20 protein-coding genes are annotated in these 18,987 nt (G+C 31.4%); 14 read left to right on the forward strand and 6 right to left on the reverse strand.

Annotated elements, in window-relative coordinates:
* Positions 1-32: 32 nt before the first annotated feature.
* Positions 33-593, reverse strand: coding sequence for a TetR/AcrR family transcriptional regulator (locus tag KPL44_RS14510; RefSeq protein ID WP_216251664.1), 561 nt, complete (start codon positions 591-593; stop codon positions 33-35).
* 210 nt (positions 594-803) lie between these two features.
* Here KPL44_RS14510 and KPL44_RS14515 point away from each other — a divergent pair, with 210 nt between their 5' ends.
* The 10 genes from KPL44_RS14515 to KPL44_RS14560 all read left to right on the forward strand — a co-directional run bounded on the left by KPL44_RS14515 (position 804) and on the right by KPL44_RS14560 (position 9,785).
* Positions 804-1,172 carry a response regulator gene (locus KPL44_RS14515; RefSeq protein WP_216121071.1) on the forward strand — a complete coding sequence of 123 codons (369 nt, stop codon included), beginning with the start codon at positions 804-806 and terminating at the stop codon, positions 1,170-1,172.
* A gap of 16 nt (positions 1,173-1,188) precedes the next feature.
* On the forward strand, positions 1,189-2,061 hold the full coding sequence (locus tag KPL44_RS14520; protein ID WP_216251667.1) for a hypothetical protein: 873 nt from the start codon (positions 1,189-1,191) through the stop codon (positions 2,059-2,061).
* 184 nt (positions 2,062-2,245) lie between these two features.
* A complete protein-coding gene (locus KPL44_RS14525; protein WP_216251671.1) occupies positions 2,246-2,392 on the forward strand; it encodes a hypothetical protein in 147 nt (48 codons plus the stop codon).
* Between the two features lie 105 nt (positions 2,393-2,497).
* A complete protein-coding gene (locus tag KPL44_RS14530) occupies positions 2,498-3,046 on the forward strand; it encodes a hypothetical protein (protein ID WP_216251675.1) in 549 nt (182 codons plus the stop codon).
* 409 nt (positions 3,047-3,455) lie between these two features.
* Positions 3,456-4,601, forward strand: a complete 1,146-nt coding sequence (locus tag KPL44_RS14535; protein ID WP_216251677.1) for an ABC transporter substrate-binding protein — start codon at positions 3,456-3,458, stop codon at positions 4,599-4,601.
* A 99-nt stretch (positions 4,602-4,700) separates the two neighbouring features.
* Positions 4,701-5,579, forward strand: coding sequence for a branched-chain amino acid ABC transporter permease (locus KPL44_RS14540; protein ID WP_216251680.1), 879 nt, complete (start codon positions 4,701-4,703; stop codon positions 5,577-5,579).
* A gap of 9 nt (positions 5,580-5,588) precedes the next feature.
* Entirely contained in the window at positions 5,589-6,554 is a 966-nt protein-coding gene (locus tag KPL44_RS14545; RefSeq protein ID WP_216251683.1) for a branched-chain amino acid ABC transporter permease, read from the forward strand.
* Positions 6,532-7,305, forward strand: a complete 774-nt coding sequence (locus KPL44_RS14550) for an ABC transporter ATP-binding protein (RefSeq protein WP_216251686.1) — start codon at positions 6,532-6,534, stop codon at positions 7,303-7,305. Before KPL44_RS14545 ends, KPL44_RS14550 begins: the two co-directional genes overlap by 23 nt.
* Positions 7,298-8,002, forward strand: a complete 705-nt coding sequence (locus KPL44_RS14555) for an ABC transporter ATP-binding protein (RefSeq protein WP_216251689.1) — start codon at positions 7,298-7,300, stop codon at positions 8,000-8,002. Before KPL44_RS14550 ends, KPL44_RS14555 begins: the two co-directional genes overlap by 8 nt.
* A gap of 211 nt (positions 8,003-8,213) precedes the next feature.
* Positions 8,214-9,785, forward strand: a complete 1,572-nt coding sequence (locus tag KPL44_RS14560; protein ID WP_216251692.1) for a hypothetical protein — start codon at positions 8,214-8,216, stop codon at positions 9,783-9,785.
* 69 nt (positions 9,786-9,854) lie between these two features.
* Here the strand turns inward: KPL44_RS14560 and msrB are convergent, their stop codons facing one another.
* Complete coding sequence (msrB, locus tag KPL44_RS14565; RefSeq protein WP_216251695.1) at positions 9,855-10,310, reverse strand: peptide-methionine (R)-S-oxide reductase MsrB; 456 nt, start codon at positions 10,308-10,310, stop codon at positions 9,855-9,857.
* Positions 10,311-10,591: 281 nt separating this feature from the next.
* On the opposite strand from msrB, the gene KPL44_RS14570 reads away from it, so the two are divergent.
* The 4 genes from KPL44_RS14570 (at position 10,592) to KPL44_RS14585 (ending at position 15,457) form a co-directional block, all read left to right on the forward strand.
* Positions 10,592-11,050 (forward strand): Lrp/AsnC family transcriptional regulator, encoded by a 459-nt coding sequence (locus KPL44_RS14570; protein ID WP_216251697.1) that lies wholly within the window; start codon positions 10,592-10,594, stop codon positions 11,048-11,050.
* A 22-nt stretch (positions 11,051-11,072) separates the two neighbouring features.
* Positions 11,073-12,485, forward strand: coding sequence for an aspartate ammonia-lyase (locus KPL44_RS14575; RefSeq protein ID WP_216251699.1), 1,413 nt, complete (start codon positions 11,073-11,075; stop codon positions 12,483-12,485).
* A 272-nt stretch (positions 12,486-12,757) separates the two neighbouring features.
* Positions 12,758-14,104: an amidohydrolase family protein gene (locus tag KPL44_RS14580; protein ID WP_216251702.1), complete on the forward strand. Its 1,347-nt coding sequence runs from the start codon at positions 12,758-12,760 to the stop codon at positions 14,102-14,104.
* Positions 14,105-14,290: 186 nt separating this feature from the next.
* On the forward strand, positions 14,291-15,457 hold the full coding sequence (locus KPL44_RS14585; RefSeq protein ID WP_216251705.1) for an amidohydrolase: 1,167 nt from the start codon (positions 14,291-14,293) through the stop codon (positions 15,455-15,457).
* Between the two features lie 60 nt (positions 15,458-15,517).
* On the opposite strand, the gene KPL44_RS14590 is transcribed toward KPL44_RS14585, so the two are convergent.
* Genes KPL44_RS14590 through KPL44_RS14605 form a run of 4 tightly spaced genes read right to left on the reverse strand, consistent with a single transcriptional unit; the run spans position 15,518 to position 18,953 of the window.
* The gene (locus KPL44_RS14590; RefSeq protein WP_216251875.1) at positions 15,518-16,654 is read right to left on the reverse strand and encodes a trans-sulfuration enzyme family protein; all 1,137 of its coding nucleotides are present in this window, start codon (positions 16,652-16,654) and stop codon (positions 15,518-15,520) included.
* Positions 16,655-16,702: 48 nt separating this feature from the next.
* Positions 16,703-17,446, reverse strand: coding sequence for an amino acid ABC transporter ATP-binding protein (locus KPL44_RS14595; protein ID WP_216251707.1), 744 nt, complete (start codon positions 17,444-17,446; stop codon positions 16,703-16,705).
* Between the two features lie 13 nt (positions 17,447-17,459).
* Positions 17,460-18,143 (reverse strand): amino acid ABC transporter permease, encoded by a 684-nt coding sequence (locus KPL44_RS14600; RefSeq protein WP_216251710.1) that lies wholly within the window; start codon positions 18,141-18,143, stop codon positions 17,460-17,462.
* A gap of 12 nt (positions 18,144-18,155) precedes the next feature.
* Positions 18,156-18,953, reverse strand: a complete 798-nt coding sequence (locus KPL44_RS14605) for an amino acid ABC transporter substrate-binding protein (protein WP_216251712.1) — start codon at positions 18,951-18,953, stop codon at positions 18,156-18,158.
* Between the last annotated feature and the right edge of the window lie 34 nt (positions 18,954-18,987).

An 18,987-nucleotide genomic window follows, 5' to 3' on the forward strand; every position in this document is an offset into this window, starting at 1 on the left:
TTTTAAGATTTGTATTTTTTATTTGATATTATTTATGATAGTTTTATTCCATTCCAAAATCCTTCAAAAACTTCATTTATAATTTTTTCATCTACATTAAACATCTTTGAATTAAATGTTCTATATAATTGAGTTATAGTACCAAGCATTAGTATTGTAACAGCTTCATATGAAATTTTTCTGATTACATTAGTATTAACTGCTCTAACATAAAGATCTCTTAGATGAGAGTATTTCTCTAAATTGCTTTTAACTACATCTTGGCTTATATATGGTGAAGTTGCATACTGATCCATAAATTTTGCTTCTAATTGATTATTGATATGATAGTCAACCATGTTTCTCCATTTTAAATAATATTCATCATGTGAACTAATATCATCATACATTCCTTTAAGAATAGCATTATTAAAGTCTGTTTTTATATAGGTATACAATTCGTTAATAATATCTTCTTTATTTTTAAAATATCGATATATCGTTCCTGCCGCAACGCCTGAATCACTAGCTATCATTGATATTGGAGCACCATGAAAACCATTTTCGGTTATAAGTTTTAGAGTACTTCGCATAATTAAAGTCTTTTTATTCATCTGACCAAAACTTCTCCCTTCGGAATGAACGTTCATTCATAATGCAATGTTATCTTATCGTGTAAGAGATGTCAATGCCATATTAAATATATGTTTATTTATTGTTTTTGATAAAATATGCAGTAAAAAAAAGGTTTTTTTGGAAAAATGACGAAAGTAAATAGAGAAATAGAAATTTAGTGTATTGTTATTATATTAGGAGGGGTTAAAGTGATAGAAAATTTGCTAAAAATATTGGTTTGTGATGATTCTATGCTAATTAGAAAAAAATTGAAAGAGGTATTAAAAAGTTGTGGTTGTAATAATATTTTAGAAGCATCTAATGGGCAAGAGGCCGTAGATAGTTACAAAGAGAATAATCCAGATTTAGTATTTATGGATATCATTATGCCTTTTAAAAATGGAATTGAGGCTGTTAAAGAAATAATAGAATTTGATAATGACGCAAAGGTAGTAATGGCATCTTCAGCTGGAACAAAGGAACATGTAAAGGTTGCGATAAAAGCAGGAGCATTTGAATTTGTTCAAAAGCCTTGGGAAAAGGAACAAATTAATAAAATTCTTCTTAATCTAAAATAAGTAAGGAGGTCATGCAATGTTTAGTCAGTATTTTGGCCAATATTTATTAAATGAAAAATATTTAACTGCTACGCAATTAAAGATGGCAGTAGAATATCAGCAATCAGTACGATTAAAACTAGGGGTTTTAGCAGTAAATGCAGGATATATGAATGCGGATCAGGCAAGTAAGGTACATTCAATGCAAACAAAACTTGATAGAAGATTTGGGGAAATAGCTGTTGATATGGAATATTTAAAAGAAGAACAAGTAGAGGAATTGCTTTCATCTCAAAGATTTGGACATCTTCTACTTGCGCAAGCACTAATTGATAAAAAGTATATGTCACTAGAAAAGTTTGAAGAGTCAATTTACGAGTATAAGAAAAAATATAATATTTCGGAAGCTCAGTTTGATAAACTGCAAAGAGATGATGTAGATGAGATTATAGATATTTATATAAATTTAGAAAATGATAAATATGGTACTGAAATCAAAAATTACATAGCTTTATTTATGAGGAATGTAATTCGTTTTATTGATTCTGAGGTTTATACTAATAAATTTATGAAAGTTAAAGAATTCAAGACAGAATTCTGCGTAAGTCAAAGAATAAAAAACTCAATTAATTTTTTAACTTATATTAATGCAAAGGAAGATGTTTTTGCATTATTAGCATCTAGATATGCAGAGGAAGAATTATTAACTGTAGATGAAATGGCTAAAGACTCTGTGGGTGAGTTCTTGAATTTAAACAATGGGTTATATCTTGTAGGAATGTCTAATATAGGTATAGAACTTGATATGGAGCCTCAGATAGAGTTTTCTGGAAAAACAATATATTCAACATATGTGATCCCAATAGTATTACCTTTTGGTAAAATAGAACTTATTATATCTCATTTGTAGAAGATGTTTAGTAGAAATCATATGCTTTTATGTATTTATAGCAATAAAGGTTAATATAAAAAGACAATATTAAAATTGTAATTTTATCTGTAAAATGATACAATGAATTTATAACATAAGTAAAGAAAAAATATAATAAATATTATATAAAAAATATTATTAAATGATAAAGGGAGTGATGTTTGTGTTAGCTTGTATTAAAATTTCTCAAACTAAAGAACTGAAAATATCATCTAACATAGTCATAGATAAACTCACTTGCGTTAAAATTAATATGGGATTAAAATATAATTTAGTTAGAAAACACCTAGAAGCGGTATGCGCTTTCTAGGTGTTTTCTTTTTAGAATTTTGGATATGTGAAATTCTTAAGATATAATTAATTATTATGTTATGTTTTTTTAAAAAATAAAAGAAATTAAAAGGAGAATTTATTTATGAATAAAAGCGAAATTATAATTAAGGGATTACCTGTAAAAACAAATAGGCTAGAGAGTGGAGATGTTAATTTACTCTTTAAAATAGGAACTTATGATGATATGGAATCGGTTTATAGAGTAGTTGTAAAAAAAGATTATTGGAGAGATGCAGTAGTAGGTATGGAAGATGTAAATTATTTTGTTATTAAAGGTGAACTTAAAGCATGTGTAAATCGTACAGGTACACCTTTTATTTCAGTAGAAGCAACATCAATAAAAATATTTCACTTGTTAAAAGATGAAAATGGACAAATAGATTTAAATTATGAAATGCCAGTTGGAACTGATGAAATAATGGATATAACAAAGTTAGTAAATGAAAATGAAGGTATGTCTTTAAAAAGATCAAAAAACAAGGCATTAAATTACATGAAAAATAATAATAAGTTCAATAAACCAATCGTTGTTAAAAAAGGAAGTCTTGTTATTGTGTCAGGACATGATCAATACGCAGCAGCACAGGAACTTGGAATAAATAATGTCCCAGTTTCATATTCGGATAACTGACAAGTGGGAACTTTGTTCCCACTTGTTTTTTCGTGAAGGGTATATTATAAATAAAACATACAATTTATTATTAGTACATAATAACATAAGAGAAAAGATAGCTGCAGAAATTGCAGCTATCTTTTTATAAAGGGCATTATAATTATGAACATAAAATATAAATTATGCAATTATTAAAAAAATGAATGAATTGAAATATTTATTTTTAAATAAATCAGAAAAGTATTGATAAGCGTAAAATTATATGCTATTATTAATAAAAATTACGAATTATGAATGATGTAAAAATTATTTATTCATAAAATACTATTATGCGGTAATTATTTTATAGGGTATTGGTACACAATTATTTAGGAAATGTATGCCAATATTAATCAAGAAATAAATATAAAATTAGGGGGGCTATTAAATGTTTAAAAAGAAAATGTCGTTATTACTATCTATGGCTATGGCTATAGGATTACTTGCAGGATGTGGTGCAAAAAGTGCATCAACTACAGGAGATATAAAAATTGGAGTTGTATTACCACTTACTGGTTCAGTTTCATCTTTTGGAAAATCTGGACAAAATGGTATAAAATTATTAGAAGATCAAGTGAACAAAGCTGGCGGAATTAATGGACGTAAGATTAAGTTTATTTATGAAGATGATGAAGGTAAACCAGATACTGCAACAACCGTTGGTACAAAACTTATTAGTAGTGACAATGTTGTAGCAATAGTTGGTCCATTAACTAGCGGATCGGCTATAGCCCTCGGACCAATAGCTACTCAAAGCAAAATACCAATGATTACTGGATCAGGAACAAACCCAGATGTTACTAAAAAAGGTGGAGAATATGTTTATAGGGCATGTTTTATAGATCCTTTCCAAGGTAGTGTTTTAGCAAAATTTGCTTCAGGAGATTTAAAGGCGAAAACAGCTGCTATTCTTTATGATAATGGTAATGATTATTCTAAGGGATTGGCTGAGTTCTTTGAAAAAGGTTTTGTTGCAGCAGGCGGAAAAATAGTTGCGAAAGAAACTTATGCTACAGGAGACAAAGATTTTAAGGCACAGCTTACAAAAATGCAACCAACAAAACCAGATGTAGTATTACTTCCTGATTATTATGGAACAGTTGGTAATATTGCAAAGCAAGCAAGGGCTATTGGAATAAATGCTCCACTCCTTGGTGGAGATGGTTGGGATTCAGCTGAATTATTTAAGGTTGGTGGAACTGCAGTTAATGGATGTTATTTATCTGATCATTACTCAGCTGAGGATACAGCACCTATAGTTGTCGCATTCCAAAAAGAATACAAAGCAAAATACAATTTAAATGCAGATGCTATGGCAGTTTTAAATTACGATGCTGCAAAAATAATGGTAGAAGCTATAAAAACTGCTGGTAAAACAGATGGACCAAGTATTAAAGCGGCACTCGCAAAAACTAATCTTGAAGTAGTATCTGGTAAAGTATCTTTTGATGCAAATAGAGATGCAATCAAAGGCGCCGTAATTTTAAAGGTTGATGGTGGTAAGTTTAATTTTGTTAAGAAACTTGTTCCTTAATAGAAAAACAGAAAAATAAAGTTAGCAGACATACTTCATTAATAAATTGTAGTATGTCTGTATTTTAAAATATAAATTATGAGAAATGGGGGAAAATAAATGGAATTTTTACAGCAGATTATTAATGGCTTATCATTAGGTTTTGTGTATGCATTAATTGCAATTGGTTATACAATGGTATATGGAATTATTGGACTTATAAATTTTGCTCATGGTGATGTTTTTATGGTTGGAGGATATTTTGGATTTTTCGCTGCAACTATGCTACATTTAAGTTTTATACCTACATTATTAATAGCAATGGGTGGAGCGGCATTAACAGGCGTAATTGTTGAAAAGATAGCATATAAGCCTTTAAGAAATTCGCCGAAGTTATCTATATTAATAACAGCTATTGCAATGTCAGTACTACTTGAGAATTTAGTGAGACTCAAGATGACTACTGATCCACAAACGTATCCAGAGACTCTTTTGCCTTCAAAGGTAATACATTTCCTTGGCTTAAGCATTGATAATCGTCAACTTATAATTATAGGAATGTCAATTTTGCTTGTAATAATACTTCAATTTATAGTTTTCAAAACTAAAACAGGTAAAGCAATGAGGGCGACTTCTTTTGATAAGGATGCGGCGGCGCTTATGGGTATTAATGTGGATTCTGTTATATCTATAACATTTGCAATTGGTTCAGCACTTGCAGGAGCTGCAGGTGTACTATTTGGAATTTTGTATTCAAGTATAGATCCATATATGGGTATAATGCCGGGGCTAAAAGCTTTCGTTGCAGCAGTTCTCGGTGGAATTGGTATAATCCCAGGTGCTCTATGGGGTGGACTAATAATGGGACTAGTTGAAACATTTAGTAAAGTATATATATCATCTAGTTACTCAGATGCGATTGCATTTTCAATCCTTATTATTATTTTAATTGTTAAGCCTTCTGGACTTCTTGGTAAGAAAACCAGAGAGAAAGTGTAGGTGATAAAAATGAAAAAAGAATTTAGAAATACTATTATCTTACTAGTTATTGGAGTTATCTTGTTTTTTATATTATCGTTTCTAATGGATACTGAAATATTAAATAGATATTATGGAAGAATAGTAATATTAATTTGTATTAATGTTATTCTTGCAGTAAGTTTAAATCTTATCATAGGAATTACAGGACAGTTAACACTAGGACATGCAGGTTTTATGTCTATAGGGGCATACGCAGCAGCAATGGCTACAATTCAATTAAATATGCCGTTTCCTATAGCGCTTCTTCTTGGTGGAATAGTTGCTGGGTTAATTGGATATCTTATTGGTCTTCCTACTTTAAGTTTAAAAGGTGATTATCTTGCTATAACTACTTTAGGTTTTGGAGAAATAATAAGAGTTGTTATCACAAATATGGATAAGCTTGGAGGTGGGCGTGGACTTTCAGGAATACCTCCTAAAACTACTTTTGCTTGGGTATTTTTTATAATGGTCTTTACCATTTTAATAATTTACAATATAGCACGTTCTTCGCAAGGTAGGGCTATGATGTCAGTTCGCGAAGATGAAATAGCCGCAGAAGCTATGGGTATTAACACTACAAAGTATAAGATTATGGCTTTTGTTATTGGATCCTTCTTCGCAGGTATTGCAGGTGGACTATTTTCACATTATCTAATGTATATTAAACCAGAACAATTTGGTTTCTTAAAATCAGTAGATTTAGTTACTTACGTAGTTATGGGTGGAATGGGAAGTTTAACAGGTAGTGTATTATCAACAGGGATACTAACAGTTCTTCCAGAGGGGCTAAGATTCCTAAACGATTATAGGATGATTATTTATCCACTAGCACTTATAATTATTATGAGATTTAGACCACAAGGTCTAATGGGTACAAAAGAATTATCTATGAAAATATTTGATAAATTTTCAAAAGGAAGTGATAAAGATGCAGCTTTTAAAGGTAAATGATCTTACGATTAAGTTTGGTGGGCTAACAGCTGTTTCTGATTTCGCACTTAACCTTTCTGACCATGATCTTGTAGGTTTGATTGGACCTAATGGAGCGGGAAAAACTACAATTTTCAATATGTTAACAGGTGTTTATGCCCCAACATCTGGAACTATTGAATTTAATGGAGAATTTATACAAGGTATAAAACCGTATGATATTACTAAAAAAAGAATTGCTAGAACTTTTCAAAATATAAGACTATTTAAAGATTTAACGGTTCTTGATAATGTGAAGATATCATTTAATTATAATGTTAAATATAATTTATTTCATTCAATATTAAGGCTTCCAAAGTTTAAAAAGGAAGAGGCTGAAATTGAAGAGAAAGCACTTGAAATTCTTAAGGTTTTCAATCTTGATGGTAAAAGAAATGAGCTTGCATGTAATCTTCCCTATGGAGAGCAAAGAAGACTTGAAATAGCGAGAGCTCTTGCTGCAGAACCTAAATTATTGTTACTCGATGAACCGGCAGCTGGTATGAACCCACAAGAAACTCATGAACTAATGGGGCTCATAAATTGGGTAAGAGATGAATTTAAAATAGCTATATTATTAATTGAGCATGATATGAAACTGGTTATGGGAGTTTGTGAACGAATAATAGTTGTAGATTACGGTAAGGTAATTGCCGAGGGGACGCCCGATGAAATAAAGAACAACCCTAAGGTAATTGAGGCATACCTTGGAGAGGAGGTAACTGATGCTTAAAATTGATGGGTTAAATGTAAATTATGGCGCAATACATGCATTACATGATATTAGCATACACGTGAAAACAGGAGAAATAGTTACACTTATAGGTGCTAATGGAGCTGGAAAAACCTCAATATTAAGAGCTATTTCAGGGCTTATTCCTATAAAATCAGGAAGCGTTTTATTTGAAGGCAAACCAATTCATACCACTGCTGCTTATAAACTTTCAAAGCTAGGTATTGCACATGTACCTGAGGGAAGAAGAATATTTGCAAATATGTCAGTTATGGAAAATCTTGAACTTGGAGCTTATATTAGAAAAGATAAAAGAGATATAGCAAAAGATTATGAGATGGTTTTTGACAAATTTCCAAGGCTTAAAGAAAGAATAAAACAAATGGCTGGAACATTAAGTGGTGGAGAACAGCAAATGCTAGCTATGGGAAGAGCCCTCATGGTAAGACCAAGAATATTATTATTAGATGAGCCATCTATGGGACTCGCACCACTGGTCGTAAGAAATATATTCTCTATAATAGAAGAAATAAACAAGTCAGGAACTACGGTTTTGCTTGTAGAACAAAATGCTCATATGGCACTATCGATTGCACATAAAGCATATGTTTTAGAAACTGGAAAAATAGTTTTAGAAGGTAGCGCGAAAGAATTATTAACTAATGATTCTGTAAGAAGTGCATATCTCGGCGAGTAAGATTCTTTATACTAAGACGTTTATATTATGGTTATTCACTCACTCCTATTTTGGAGTGAGTTTTTGTTCGCCTAAGAATAAAAAGATGTTAAGAATATGTTTGAATATAGGAAGCATTCAAGTTATAATATAGTATGTAAACAAGCTATATTATATTATAGATGATATTTTGTTTGTTTTGTAGACTTATATTAATATTTGGAGGTAACAAATGCGTTGCGACAGCTGTAATAATGAATTTAGTAATATTAATGGATTAAAATTTTGTCCATATTGTGGAGAGAAAATAGAAGAAAAAATAGAAATGCAAGGTGAAACGATTCCTAATAATGGGAATGAAGAAAATAAAGCTAAACCAACCTTAAATGAGAAAAAAGAGCAAGATACCTCAGCAATGCCTGTAATATCAAATAGAGATATAAGAAAGTATAAAAGGGATAAAATCTTTGCTTGGGTTAAGAAAACATTTGTACATAAGAAAGTAATTATACCTATGATAGCAATTATTTCTGTAATTATAGCATTAGTATTTGCATACTCATTTTTTAATGTTAGACCTGTTGATGATGTCAGAATAAAGGAAGACCTGATAGGAACAGCTGTAACACTTCCGAAGGGGACAGTAATAAAAATAAATAAAGATAACATGAAAAGTTTCATTATAAGTAATCGGAATACGCAGAAGAGTAAAATTGAGATAAAATTAGCATTAACTCTAAATAATGATGCTCTTGAGGCAAAGGTTTTGTTATCAGTAGTTTATCTTAAAGAAGGTAAAAACGAATGGAAAACTAATGGAAAACCAGTACTTCTTAATATTACTTCAGTAAAACCAACGGTGGGAATAAATGACAAAATATTTTTAGCCAAATTAAAAGGATTAAAAATGACTATTGGGAATACACAGGAAGCATTAAATGGACAAAATGTTAAAAATCTTGGTATAACATTAAGGACACCAGATTTTCAAAATGGAAAAGAAGAAATTTTAGTGGAAACGACTATAGATAGTGGACTTCTTAGGGCCTCAGGGAAAATAAAGTGTAGTCTTGTTTTTGAGAATGAAACATGGAGTATTAATTCTATAGAAGCAAATAGTTCTGATGATTTTAAGTTAACACTATCGTCAGATTTTTCAGATGAAAAAGTTATTCAAATTATAAAAAAGCAAGGACTTGCGGAAACGGTATCCTATTCTGATTTTTTCGGAGGCAAAGGATTTACTGTAAAGGATGGTTTTACTAAGAACATTAATATATCAGGAAAAACGTTTAATGAAAAAAAAGGAACACTAAATCTTATTGCTAAGAGGGAAAATATATCAGGTGAAATAAAGTCAGTATTATCAACTAATTATACTTTCTCGATATCTTTAAGTGATATAGCTTTATTAAATGGATCAGAAACTACAGTTGATAGTGCAGTGATAAGCAATATTCCTGAGTCGTTAATTATACCTTCTATTACTAATGGTGAAATTGAAGGAAGTAATCTACTTTTCTGGTGGTCTAATAACCACAAAGTAACAGGGGAAGAAGCGAAGACTTTTAAAACTGATAAGACGTTATCTACAAAAGGTTTAAAAAATATAAAATATGTTTATGGAAATATTACGTATAAAGATGATAAAAATAATAAAAGTAAAGATAGGAGCGTTTCTATTGTAGCAGTTTATTTTTTAGTTTATGATGATTCTAGTGGATACAATTGGAAATTAAACAAACTAATTAGTGAAGACTCACCTAATTACAAAACATATATTAATTTAAAAGATGGTTTATAATAACAAAATTAGCCTAAAGCAAATGCTTTAGGCTAATTTTACTTGTGCGCCCATCATGGGCGAAATCACTTATTTTTTAAATAGTTTCAAATAATCTTCATAACCGACCTCCTTAAGTTTGTGAACTGGTATAAATTTTAATGATGCACTATTTATGCAATATCTTAATCCGCCGTCAGCACGAGGGCCATCATCGAAAACATGACCTAGATGGCTGTCACCATAATAACTTCTTACTTCTGTCCTCATCATTCCAAGGGTTATATCTTTCTTTTCTTTAACATTCTTATTATCAAGAGGTTTAGTAAAACTAGGCCATCCACAGCCTGAGTCAAATTTATCAAGAGATGTAAATAATGCTTCGCCGCTATTAATATCTACATATATTCCTTCTTCTTTGTTATTCCAAAATTCATTGTCAAAAGATCTTTCAGTTGCATTTTCCTGCGTTACTTCAAACTGAATTTTTGTTAGTTCTTTTTTTAACTGTTCTTTACTTTTTTTAGTGTATATTTTTTTATCCATAAAAATAACCTCCTTAAAATATTTATATTATTTTTCCTAAATGATTTTAGAGATATATAAAGCTTAACCATTTTACCGTATTTAAGCAAGTTATAGTTAGTATATACTAATAAGCACCTAATTTTTTTAGGTTGATTAATTTCAGTAAACGTAATCAATTAAAAAAATAAGGCTTAAGCGTATATTTAGTTAAATAACTATCTAAATATAGATGATGCGTTTAATTTATTAAATCGTATGATATAATATACCTAATAATATTATTTGAGAGGTGATTTTGTATGGACAATATCGATATTAGAATACTTAAACTTTTGCAACAAAATTCCAGAGTTACCGCTTCTGAAATAAGTACTCGAATTAATTTATCCGTACCTGCAGTAGGCGATAGATTAAAAAAACTTGATAATGCTGGCATTATTGAAAAATATACTATAATATTAAGTGCTAAAAAGTTCAATAAGGATCTTATGATAATAATGTTTGTATCACTTGAATCACCTAAATTTACAGATCTATTTATTAATACGATTCAAGTAGACGATGAAATCGTAGAATGCCACTACTTAGCTGGAGATTACGACTATGTTTTGAAAATTATTACAGGAAGCACAGAAAGTTTAGAAAAAATTTTGAATAAAATAAAAAACATACCAGGTGTTCAAAAAACTAAGACTACAGTTTCTCTATCTACAATAAAGAATAATTATTCTATTATACCAAGTGAGATTATTAACTAGATTATAAAGGGAGGTTACTAAAATGAATTTTAGATTAGAAAGCGATTCAATTGGATCAAAACAAGTACCAATGGAGGCATATTATGGGGTACAGACTTTAAGGGCTGCTGAAAATTTTAAAATAACAGGACTAGGAATGTCTATGGAATTTATAAAAAGTCTTGCAGAAATAAAAAAGGCAGCAGCAATAACTAATAATGAAGCCGGGCTTTTAGAAAAAAAGATTGAAGAAGCTATTGTAAAAGCCTGTGATGAAATAATAGATGGTAAATTACAAGATCAATTCATAGTAGATCCTATTCAAGGTGGAGCGGGTACAAGCATGAATATGAATGCTAATGAAGTAATTGCAAACAGAGCTATAGAAATACTGGGAGGGAAAAAGGGAGATTATAGTATAGTTCATCCTAACGACCATATAAATTATGGACAATCTACAAATGATGTTATTCCTACAGCAGGTAAAATGACTGCCTTAAAACTTATTCCAAAGGCAATAGTTGAACTTTCTAAACTTTACGATGCTTTTAACGAAAAATCAAAAGAGTTCGATGATGTTATAAAAATGGGAAGAACTCAGATGCAAGATGCAGTTCCAATTAGGTTAGGACAAGAATTTAAAGCTTACAGTTCAGTGATAAGGAGAGATATCTCAAGACTTGAAAAAGCTAAAGAAGAATTAAAAGTTGTAAATATGGGTGGTACTGCAATCGGAACAGGTATGAATGCTGATATACAATATTTTAATAAGATAGTACCAAACATTTCAAAAATATCAAACATTGAATTAAAACAATCATCAGATTTAGTAGATGCAACTCAAAATTTAGATGGTTTTGTAGTAGTATCTGGTGTCATTAAAGCTTGCGCAGTTAACTTATCAAAAATAGCAAATGATTTAAGGCTTATGTCATCAGGACCAAGAACAGGATTTGGTGAAATTAATCTTCCATCAAAACAAAATGGTTCGTCTATGATGCCAGGAAAGGTGAATCCTGTAATACCAGAAGTAATAAGTCAAGTAGCTTTTAATATTATAGGAAATGATATAACAATAACTATGGCTGCAGAAGCTGGTCAATTGGAATTGAACGCTTTTGAACCAGTTATATTCTATAAATTGTTTCAATCCATAGAGACATTAACTAATGGAGTAAATACTTTTGTAGTTAACTGTGTTTCTGGAATAACTGCAAATAGAGAAAGATGTAAAGAATTGGTAGAAAACAGCGTTGGTATTATTACAGCAATCTGCCCACATATAGGGTATAAAAAGGCTGCTGAAATCGCAAAAATAGCTTTAAATACTAAACAATCAGTAAGAGAATTAATATTAGAAGAAGGTCTTTTAGGTGAAAAGGAACTTAATGATATATTAGATATAGAATTAATGACGAAGCCTGGTATATTAGCAAAAGAACTAATGGTAGGTTAAAATATGTGATCCCCATCAAATGGACATGACTATAGAATAGTTGTGTCCATTTAATGATTTATAGAAAGTTTTTATCGGATAAGAAACTGATGCAGTAACTCCCGCGAGGCTTGGAGTAAATGAATTATTTGTGTTGACAATTTTAAAATAACGTGGTAATATTAGCAAAAGTTAAAACATATATGTTTACTCGGTATAAGCGGCGGCTATAATGGATTAGATCAAGATAAGTATTAGCTTTTAATAATAATCTTTGAAGGGAGTGTTCATAAATGTTTGATGTTGTTATTAATAATGGTACTTTAGTTGATCCTGAACTCAAAACGAGTTTCAAAGGAAGTTTAGGTATAAAAGATGGAAAGTTGGCAGAAATAACAACTGGAGAACTAGTTGGAATAAAAAATATAAATGCATCGGGTTTAATAGTTTCTCCAGGATTCATCGATATTCATGGGCATGTTGATGGCGAAGATTATTGTGGCGAGCTATCCTTGCGTCAAGGTATTACGACTACAATAGGAGGCAATTGTGGGTTAAGTCCAATAAATATGAATACTTTTTTTGAGGAACAAGATAGAAAAGGGTTTGTTATTAATCAAGCTGAACTTGTAGGACATTCTATGAGCTTAAGGAAGGCTGTTGGAATTACAGATGTATATTCGGCAGCTAATAAAGAACAAATTTGTAAAATGCAATATCTTACAGAAAAAGCATTAGGTGAAGGTGCTTGTGGCTTATCATTAGGACTTGAATATGCGCCAAATAGCTCCCTTGAGGAAATATATGCTGTTTGTATAATAGCTGATAAGCATAACAGACCTATTACAATTCATACAAGAACATCTTCGGATCATGATTTAAATTCATTAAGAGAAGCTATTGAGATTTCAAGGGTTACAGGAGCAGCGGTTTTAATATCTCATTTTGTTTATCAATATAATGCAGTTATGGATAAAGCGTTAGAAATAGTAGATAAAGCAATAGAGGATGGATTAAATATAAAAATAGATAGTGGATTATATAACGATTGGGCTACGTCTATTGGAACTGCAATTTTTTGTGAGAACAATGTGAATCAGGGATTATGTTTAAACAAAATGCTTGTAGCTTCAGGGAAATATAAAGGTGAAAGATTAAACAAGAAACTATATAAAGAATTAAGAGCTGGTAATCCTTGTGAATGTATTATATATTGTACGGGTTCAAATGAAAGTGTATATAAGGCTTTAGATAAAAATTATGCAATGCCATCGTCAGACATTGGGCCTTATAAAAAGGGTGAAGGGCATCCTCAAATTTCAGGTACATTCCCAAGATATTTTAGGTGCATGGTTCGTGAACGCAAGGAGATAAGCCTTATAGAAGCGGTGCGCAAGGCAACTTTTCTTCCAGCAGAAACCATGGGACTTAAACAAAAGGGACGAATAAAAAAAGGGTCAGATGCTGATATTGTTATTTTTGATATAGATACTATTAAAGATAAATCTGATTTTCCAGATGTGGGGGTTCCAGATAGAAACCCTGAAGGAATAAAATACGTATTTGTGAATGGAAGGTTAGCTTTAGATGGAGGGATTTTTAAAAATAGTACCGCAGGTAGAACTATTAGGACTGCATAGCATAAGTCTAAAATAAAGTACATCATCCCCATTAAATGGACATAACTATAAAATAGTTGTAAAATCCATTTGGTGGGTTTATTTTATAGGGTACGATTCATATACTTTAAAAAAAAGCAAAGAAAGTTCTATTAGTAGGATATAATGATAATACAGAGCTTAAAAAAAATTAAGGGGTATAATATTATGGGAAATGAGAAATTATTAGAGAATATTAATAACTTAGAAAAAAAACTTTTAGATGTACGTCATAACCTCCATAAACATCCAGAGTTATCTAATGAAGAATTTGAAACAACTAAAACTTTACGTAAGTTACTAAATGAGGCTGAAATTCGTATACTTAATTTACCACTAGAAACAGGGCTAGTTGCAGAAATAACAGGAGATAGGGAAGGACCAATTATTGCCATTCGAGGAGATATTGATGCATTGCCTATTAACGAAGAAACAGATTTAGAATATAAATCACAAGTTAGTGGTAAAATGCATGCTTGTGGTCATGATTTTCATGCAAGTGTTATTTTAGGTGCAGCTTATTTATTAAAGCAGCAAGAATCAACACTAGAAGGAACAGTAAGGATAATATTTCAGCCAGCTGAGGAGTTAGGACACGGCGCGGAAGACGTATTAGCATGTGGAGCATTATCTAATGTGGCTGCTATTTTTGGACTGCATAGCGCACCAGAGTTAGAAGTAGGAAGCTTTGGAGCGAATGTGGGAGCTATGACTGCAGCTGTTGATCGTTTTGAAATTGAAATTGATGGTATTGGTACTCATGCGTCATCTCCAGAAAAGGGAATTGATCCAATTATTGTTGCAGCTCATATAATTACAGCGCTTCAGACAATTGTTAGTCGAAGCGTTAGCACCTTTGATCAAGTACTTATTAGTGTTACTCATATTGAAAGTGGTAATACATGGAATGTAATCCCAAATAAGGCTTATATTGAGGGGACAGTGAGAACTGTTAATGCTAAGATGCGTGAGTTTGTTCCAAGCAAAATGAGACAAATAATTAAAGGTATGGCTGACTCATTTGGAGCAACTGCTGAGCTTAAATGGTATAGTGGACCACCAGCAACAAATAACGCGAAAGATTGGACAGAGGTTGCATTAGAAGTTGCGCAGATGCAAGGGTATGTTGTTAAAAAATTGCCGGATACACTAATTGGTGAAGATTTTGCTTTTTATCAGGAGAAAATACCCGGTGCATTTGTAAATATTGGTACAGGTGTGTCATATTCACTTCATCATCCTAAATTTAAGGTAGATGATGCTGCACTTTTGCCAGCTGCCAATTATTTTTCGGAACTTGCTAAGCGCGCTTTGGTAATACTTAAAGAAAAATAAATATATGAACTAAAAAACACATTCCTAGGAAATATAGGAATGTGTTTTTTGTTTATATAATTATAATTCTAATGCTGTTTTTAAATCTTTTACTATATCAGAAACATTCTCAACACCTACTGATAATCTTACTAAATGATCGGTTATTCCAATTTCTTGTCTAATTTCATATGGAACTGCTGCATGTGTCATAGTGGCAGGATGGCAAATTAATGATTCTACTCCTCCTAAACTTTCTCCAAAAGTTATTAACTGAAGACTTTCTAAGAATTTTTTATAATCATAATCTTTTTTTAGAACAAAGGAAATGATACCGCCATATCCAGTTGCTTGCTTTTCTTGTATTTTATGTCCTGGGTGATCCTCAAAACCTGGATAATATACTTTTTCTACTTCTTTTCTATCTCTTAAGAATTCAGATACAATTTTTGCGTTTGAGTTGTGTCTGTCCATCCTTAAAGCTAAAGTTTTAATACCTCTTATTAATAAGAAGGAATCAAAGGGAGATAGAACACCACCTGTTGAATTTTGTATGAATCCAATTCTTTCTGCAAGGTCTTTATTATTTACGACAACAAGTCCTGCAATTAAATCACTGTGACCACTTAGATATTTTGTAGCACTATGAATAACTATATCAGCACCGAGGGTAAGTGGCATTTGTAGATATGGAGTCATAAATGTATTATCTACAATTAAGAGTAAGTTATTTTTTTTAGCAATTTTTGCAACTGCAGCAATATCTGTAATACCCATTAATGGATTTGTTGGTGTTTCTATAAAAATAGCTTTTACACTATCATCAATTTTATTTTCTAATAACGTTATATCAGATGAATCAAATGCAGTATAATGTATACCAAAATTATTAAAATATTTGTCTATAACTCTAAAGGTTCCACCATATATATTATTTGATATTAGAATTCTATCTCCTGTTTTAAATAACGATAATGTAGCAGTTGTAGCTGCCATACCTGAAGCAAATGCGAAACCTGCATAACCTACTTCAAGATCTGTAATGAGTTTTTCAAGAGCTTCGCGTGTAGGGTTTCCTGATCTTGAATACTCATAAGCATTATCAGCATCAAATTTACCTTTTTTGAACGTAGATGTTTGATAAATGGGAACATTTACTGCTCCGGTATGAGCATCACCATCGACTCCGCCATGTATTAATAATGATTCGAATTTCATATTTTTTTTCATATCTTTCCTCCTCGAATAATTTTTTATATATAATAACTAATTAAAATCTAAACTTAAAAATTGTTTTATTCGTGCGTTATTTGTGTTACTTAATAATTCCTCTGGAGTTCCCTTATCAAGGATAATTCCGTTATCCATAAATATTATATTGTCACCTACATCTCTTGCAAAGTTCATATTATGAGTAACGACTACCATAGTCATACCTTCAAGAGACAATTCCTTCATAACTTTAAGCACCTCGGCTGCAAGCTCAGGATCTAGTGCAGAAGTTGGTTCGTCAAATAACAACACTGATGGCTCGATGGCCATAGCGCGGGCTATGGCAACTCTTTGCTGTTGTCCTCCAGAAAGTTCATGAGGGTAACTGTTAGCTTTATCTAAAAGTCCAACTTTCTCTAATAGATTAAGTGCTTTATCATGAGCGGTCTTCTTAGATTGCTTAAGGACTGTAGTAAGTCCCTCCATAATATTTGCAACTACAGTCATATGAGGAAACAAATGAAATCCTTGAAATACCATTCCTGTATTTCGTCTTAGTGTTAGCATTTCTTTATCAGTTGGTTCTTTATTTCCACCAAAAACCAATTCAATATCTCCAATGCTTATGGTTCCAATGTTCGGTATTTCCAATAAATTTATACATCTAAGAAGTGTGGTTTTACCTGAACCTGAAGGGCCTATTACAATTGTTGTTTCACCCTTTTTTATTTTTAAATCTATACCTTTTAATATTTCATTATCTCCGAAACTTTTGTGTAAATCTTTTATATTAATCATGAAATACCTCCAATTACCTAGCTACATATCTTTCAAGTTTTTTCTCTATTCTTTGCTGAATTATAGTTAATATTGTACAAAACATCAGATAAATAAAAGCTACTTCACAATACAACACAAGCGGCTCATATGTTGTTGCTGTTATTTGTTGTGCAACTTGGAACATTTCAGTCAAAGTAATAGCCGCTGCAAGTGATGTATCTTTAATAAGACTTATAAAGGAGTTTGACAGTGGCGGTACAGATACTCTAGCTGCCTGTGGCAAAATTATACGAAGGAGTGATTGAGTATGAGTCATACCAATTGAACTTGCGGCCTCCCATTGACCCTTAGGTATAGATAAAATAGCCGCTCTAATCACTTCTGAATTATAAGCACCAACGTTTAATGTAAAACCTATAATTGCTGCAGGGAGTGCTCCGATTGTTATACCTGCTGTTGGCAATCCGAAGAATAATATAAATAACTGTACAAGAAGTGGCGTACCTCTTATTATCCAAACATAAAAACTTGATATTAGGTTTAGTAATTTATATTTTGATATACGAGCAAGAGCCGTTACCATAGCTAAAATTGAACCAAGCAAGAAGGAAATCACAGCTACTGGAATTGTAAACTTCACACCTGCTATTAATAAAGGAAAGAAAGAATCTTTAACTATGCCGAGTATTCTTAGTGTATCTACGTCTAAATTCATTTTATCACCCTTTTATTTTGATACATCGCTGCCAAAATATTTATTTGAAATTTTTGAGTAAGTGCCATCTGATTTCATGTCAGATAATGCTTTATTAACTGCGGTTACTAATTCTTTATTTCCTTTATTGAACATAAATCCACTTGGTTGTGCGTTTCCTTTTTGATCAACAATCTTTATAGCAAGGTTTGGTTTTTGTTTTTTTAGATCAAGGTAAGATAAACTGTCATTAACTGTGGCATCTACTCTTTTAGAAACTAAAAGGTCAATTGATTGGTTAAAGCCATCAACTGCTTGGAGCACCGCACCATTAGCTTTTGCAATTTTGCCTAAGTCACTAGTTAATGATTGAGCAGATTTCTTACCTTTTAAATCAGCAAATTTTTTGATAGTATTATCAGAACTATTTACTATTAGAACAGCTTTCGAAACTATATACGAGGTTGAAAAATCGTATTTTAGTTTTCTATCTGAATTGATTCCAACTTCATTCGCTATCATGTCAAATCTCTTTGCACCCAGCCCAGCAAGCATACCGTCCCACTTTGTTTCTACAAATTCGGGTTTAACTCCAAGACGTTTAGATACTTCAGTTGCAATATCAACATCAAATCCAGTTAATTTTCCTGATTTGTCATGGAAAGTATAAGGTGCATAAGTACCCTCAGTACCGATTTGTATTTTACCTTCACTCTTTATTGTTTCTAACAAATTTTTTGATGTTGTAGTTTTACTGGTACTGGTACCACATCCTACAAGACCTACTGATGCTACTAATAAAGTGGTAATTAATATAGATAATTTTTTCATTTGTTTCCCCCCTTGAAGTAATCCTACTGTTTTA

It is taken from the genome of Clostridium sp. DSM 17811, from assembly GCF_018861905.1.
Classification (GTDB): domain Bacteria; phylum Bacillota; class Clostridia; order Clostridiales; family Clostridiaceae; genus Clostridium_AD; species Clostridium_AD frigoriphilum.

Excerpts from the sequence above, each read along its gene's own strand:
- msrB (WP_216251695.1), bottom strand. The coding sequence starts at position 10,310 with ATGGATAAAAAAATATACACTAAAAAAAGTAAAGAACAGTTAAAAAAA.
- KPL44_RS14605 (WP_216251712.1), bottom strand. The coding sequence starts at position 18,953 with ATGAAAAAATTATCTATATTAATTACCACTTTATTAGTAGCATCAGTA.
- KPL44_RS14510 (WP_216251664.1), bottom strand. The coding sequence starts at position 593 with ATGAATAAAAAGACTTTAATTATGCGAAGTACTCTAAAACTTATAACC.
- KPL44_RS14520 (WP_216251667.1), top strand. The coding sequence starts at position 1,189 with ATGTTTAGTCAGTATTTTGGCCAATATTTATTAAATGAAAAATATTTA.
- KPL44_RS14570 (WP_216251697.1), top strand. The coding sequence starts at position 10,592 with ATGGACAATATCGATATTAGAATACTTAAACTTTTGCAACAAAATTCC.
- KPL44_RS14535 (WP_216251677.1), top strand. The coding sequence starts at position 3,456 with ATGTTTAAAAAGAAAATGTCGTTATTACTATCTATGGCTATGGCTATA.
- KPL44_RS14530 (WP_216251675.1), top strand. The coding sequence starts at position 2,498 with ATGAATAAAAGCGAAATTATAATTAAGGGATTACCTGTAAAAACAAAT.
- KPL44_RS14545 (WP_216251683.1), top strand. The coding sequence starts at position 5,589 with ATGAAAAAAGAATTTAGAAATACTATTATCTTACTAGTTATTGGAGTT.
- KPL44_RS14580 (WP_216251702.1), top strand. The coding sequence starts at position 12,758 with ATGTTTGATGTTGTTATTAATAATGGTACTTTAGTTGATCCTGAACTC.
- KPL44_RS14590 (WP_216251875.1), bottom strand. The coding sequence starts at position 16,654 with ATGAAATTCGAATCATTATTAATACATGGCGGAGTCGATGGTGATGCT.
- KPL44_RS14595 (WP_216251707.1), bottom strand. The coding sequence starts at position 17,446 with ATGATTAATATAAAAGATTTACACAAAAGTTTCGGAGATAATGAAATA.
- KPL44_RS14550 (WP_216251686.1), top strand. The coding sequence starts at position 6,532 with ATGCAGCTTTTAAAGGTAAATGATCTTACGATTAAGTTTGGTGGGCTA.
- KPL44_RS14560 (WP_216251692.1), top strand. The coding sequence starts at position 8,214 with ATGCGTTGCGACAGCTGTAATAATGAATTTAGTAATATTAATGGATTA.
- KPL44_RS14585 (WP_216251705.1), top strand. The coding sequence starts at position 14,291 with ATGGGAAATGAGAAATTATTAGAGAATATTAATAACTTAGAAAAAAAA.
- KPL44_RS14575 (WP_216251699.1), top strand. The coding sequence starts at position 11,073 with ATGAATTTTAGATTAGAAAGCGATTCAATTGGATCAAAACAAGTACCA.
- KPL44_RS14540 (WP_216251680.1), top strand. The coding sequence starts at position 4,701 with ATGGAATTTTTACAGCAGATTATTAATGGCTTATCATTAGGTTTTGTG.
- KPL44_RS14600 (WP_216251710.1), bottom strand. The coding sequence starts at position 18,143 with ATGAATTTAGACGTAGATACACTAAGAATACTCGGCATAGTTAAAGAT.
- KPL44_RS14555 (WP_216251689.1), top strand. The coding sequence starts at position 7,298 with ATGCTTAAAATTGATGGGTTAAATGTAAATTATGGCGCAATACATGCA.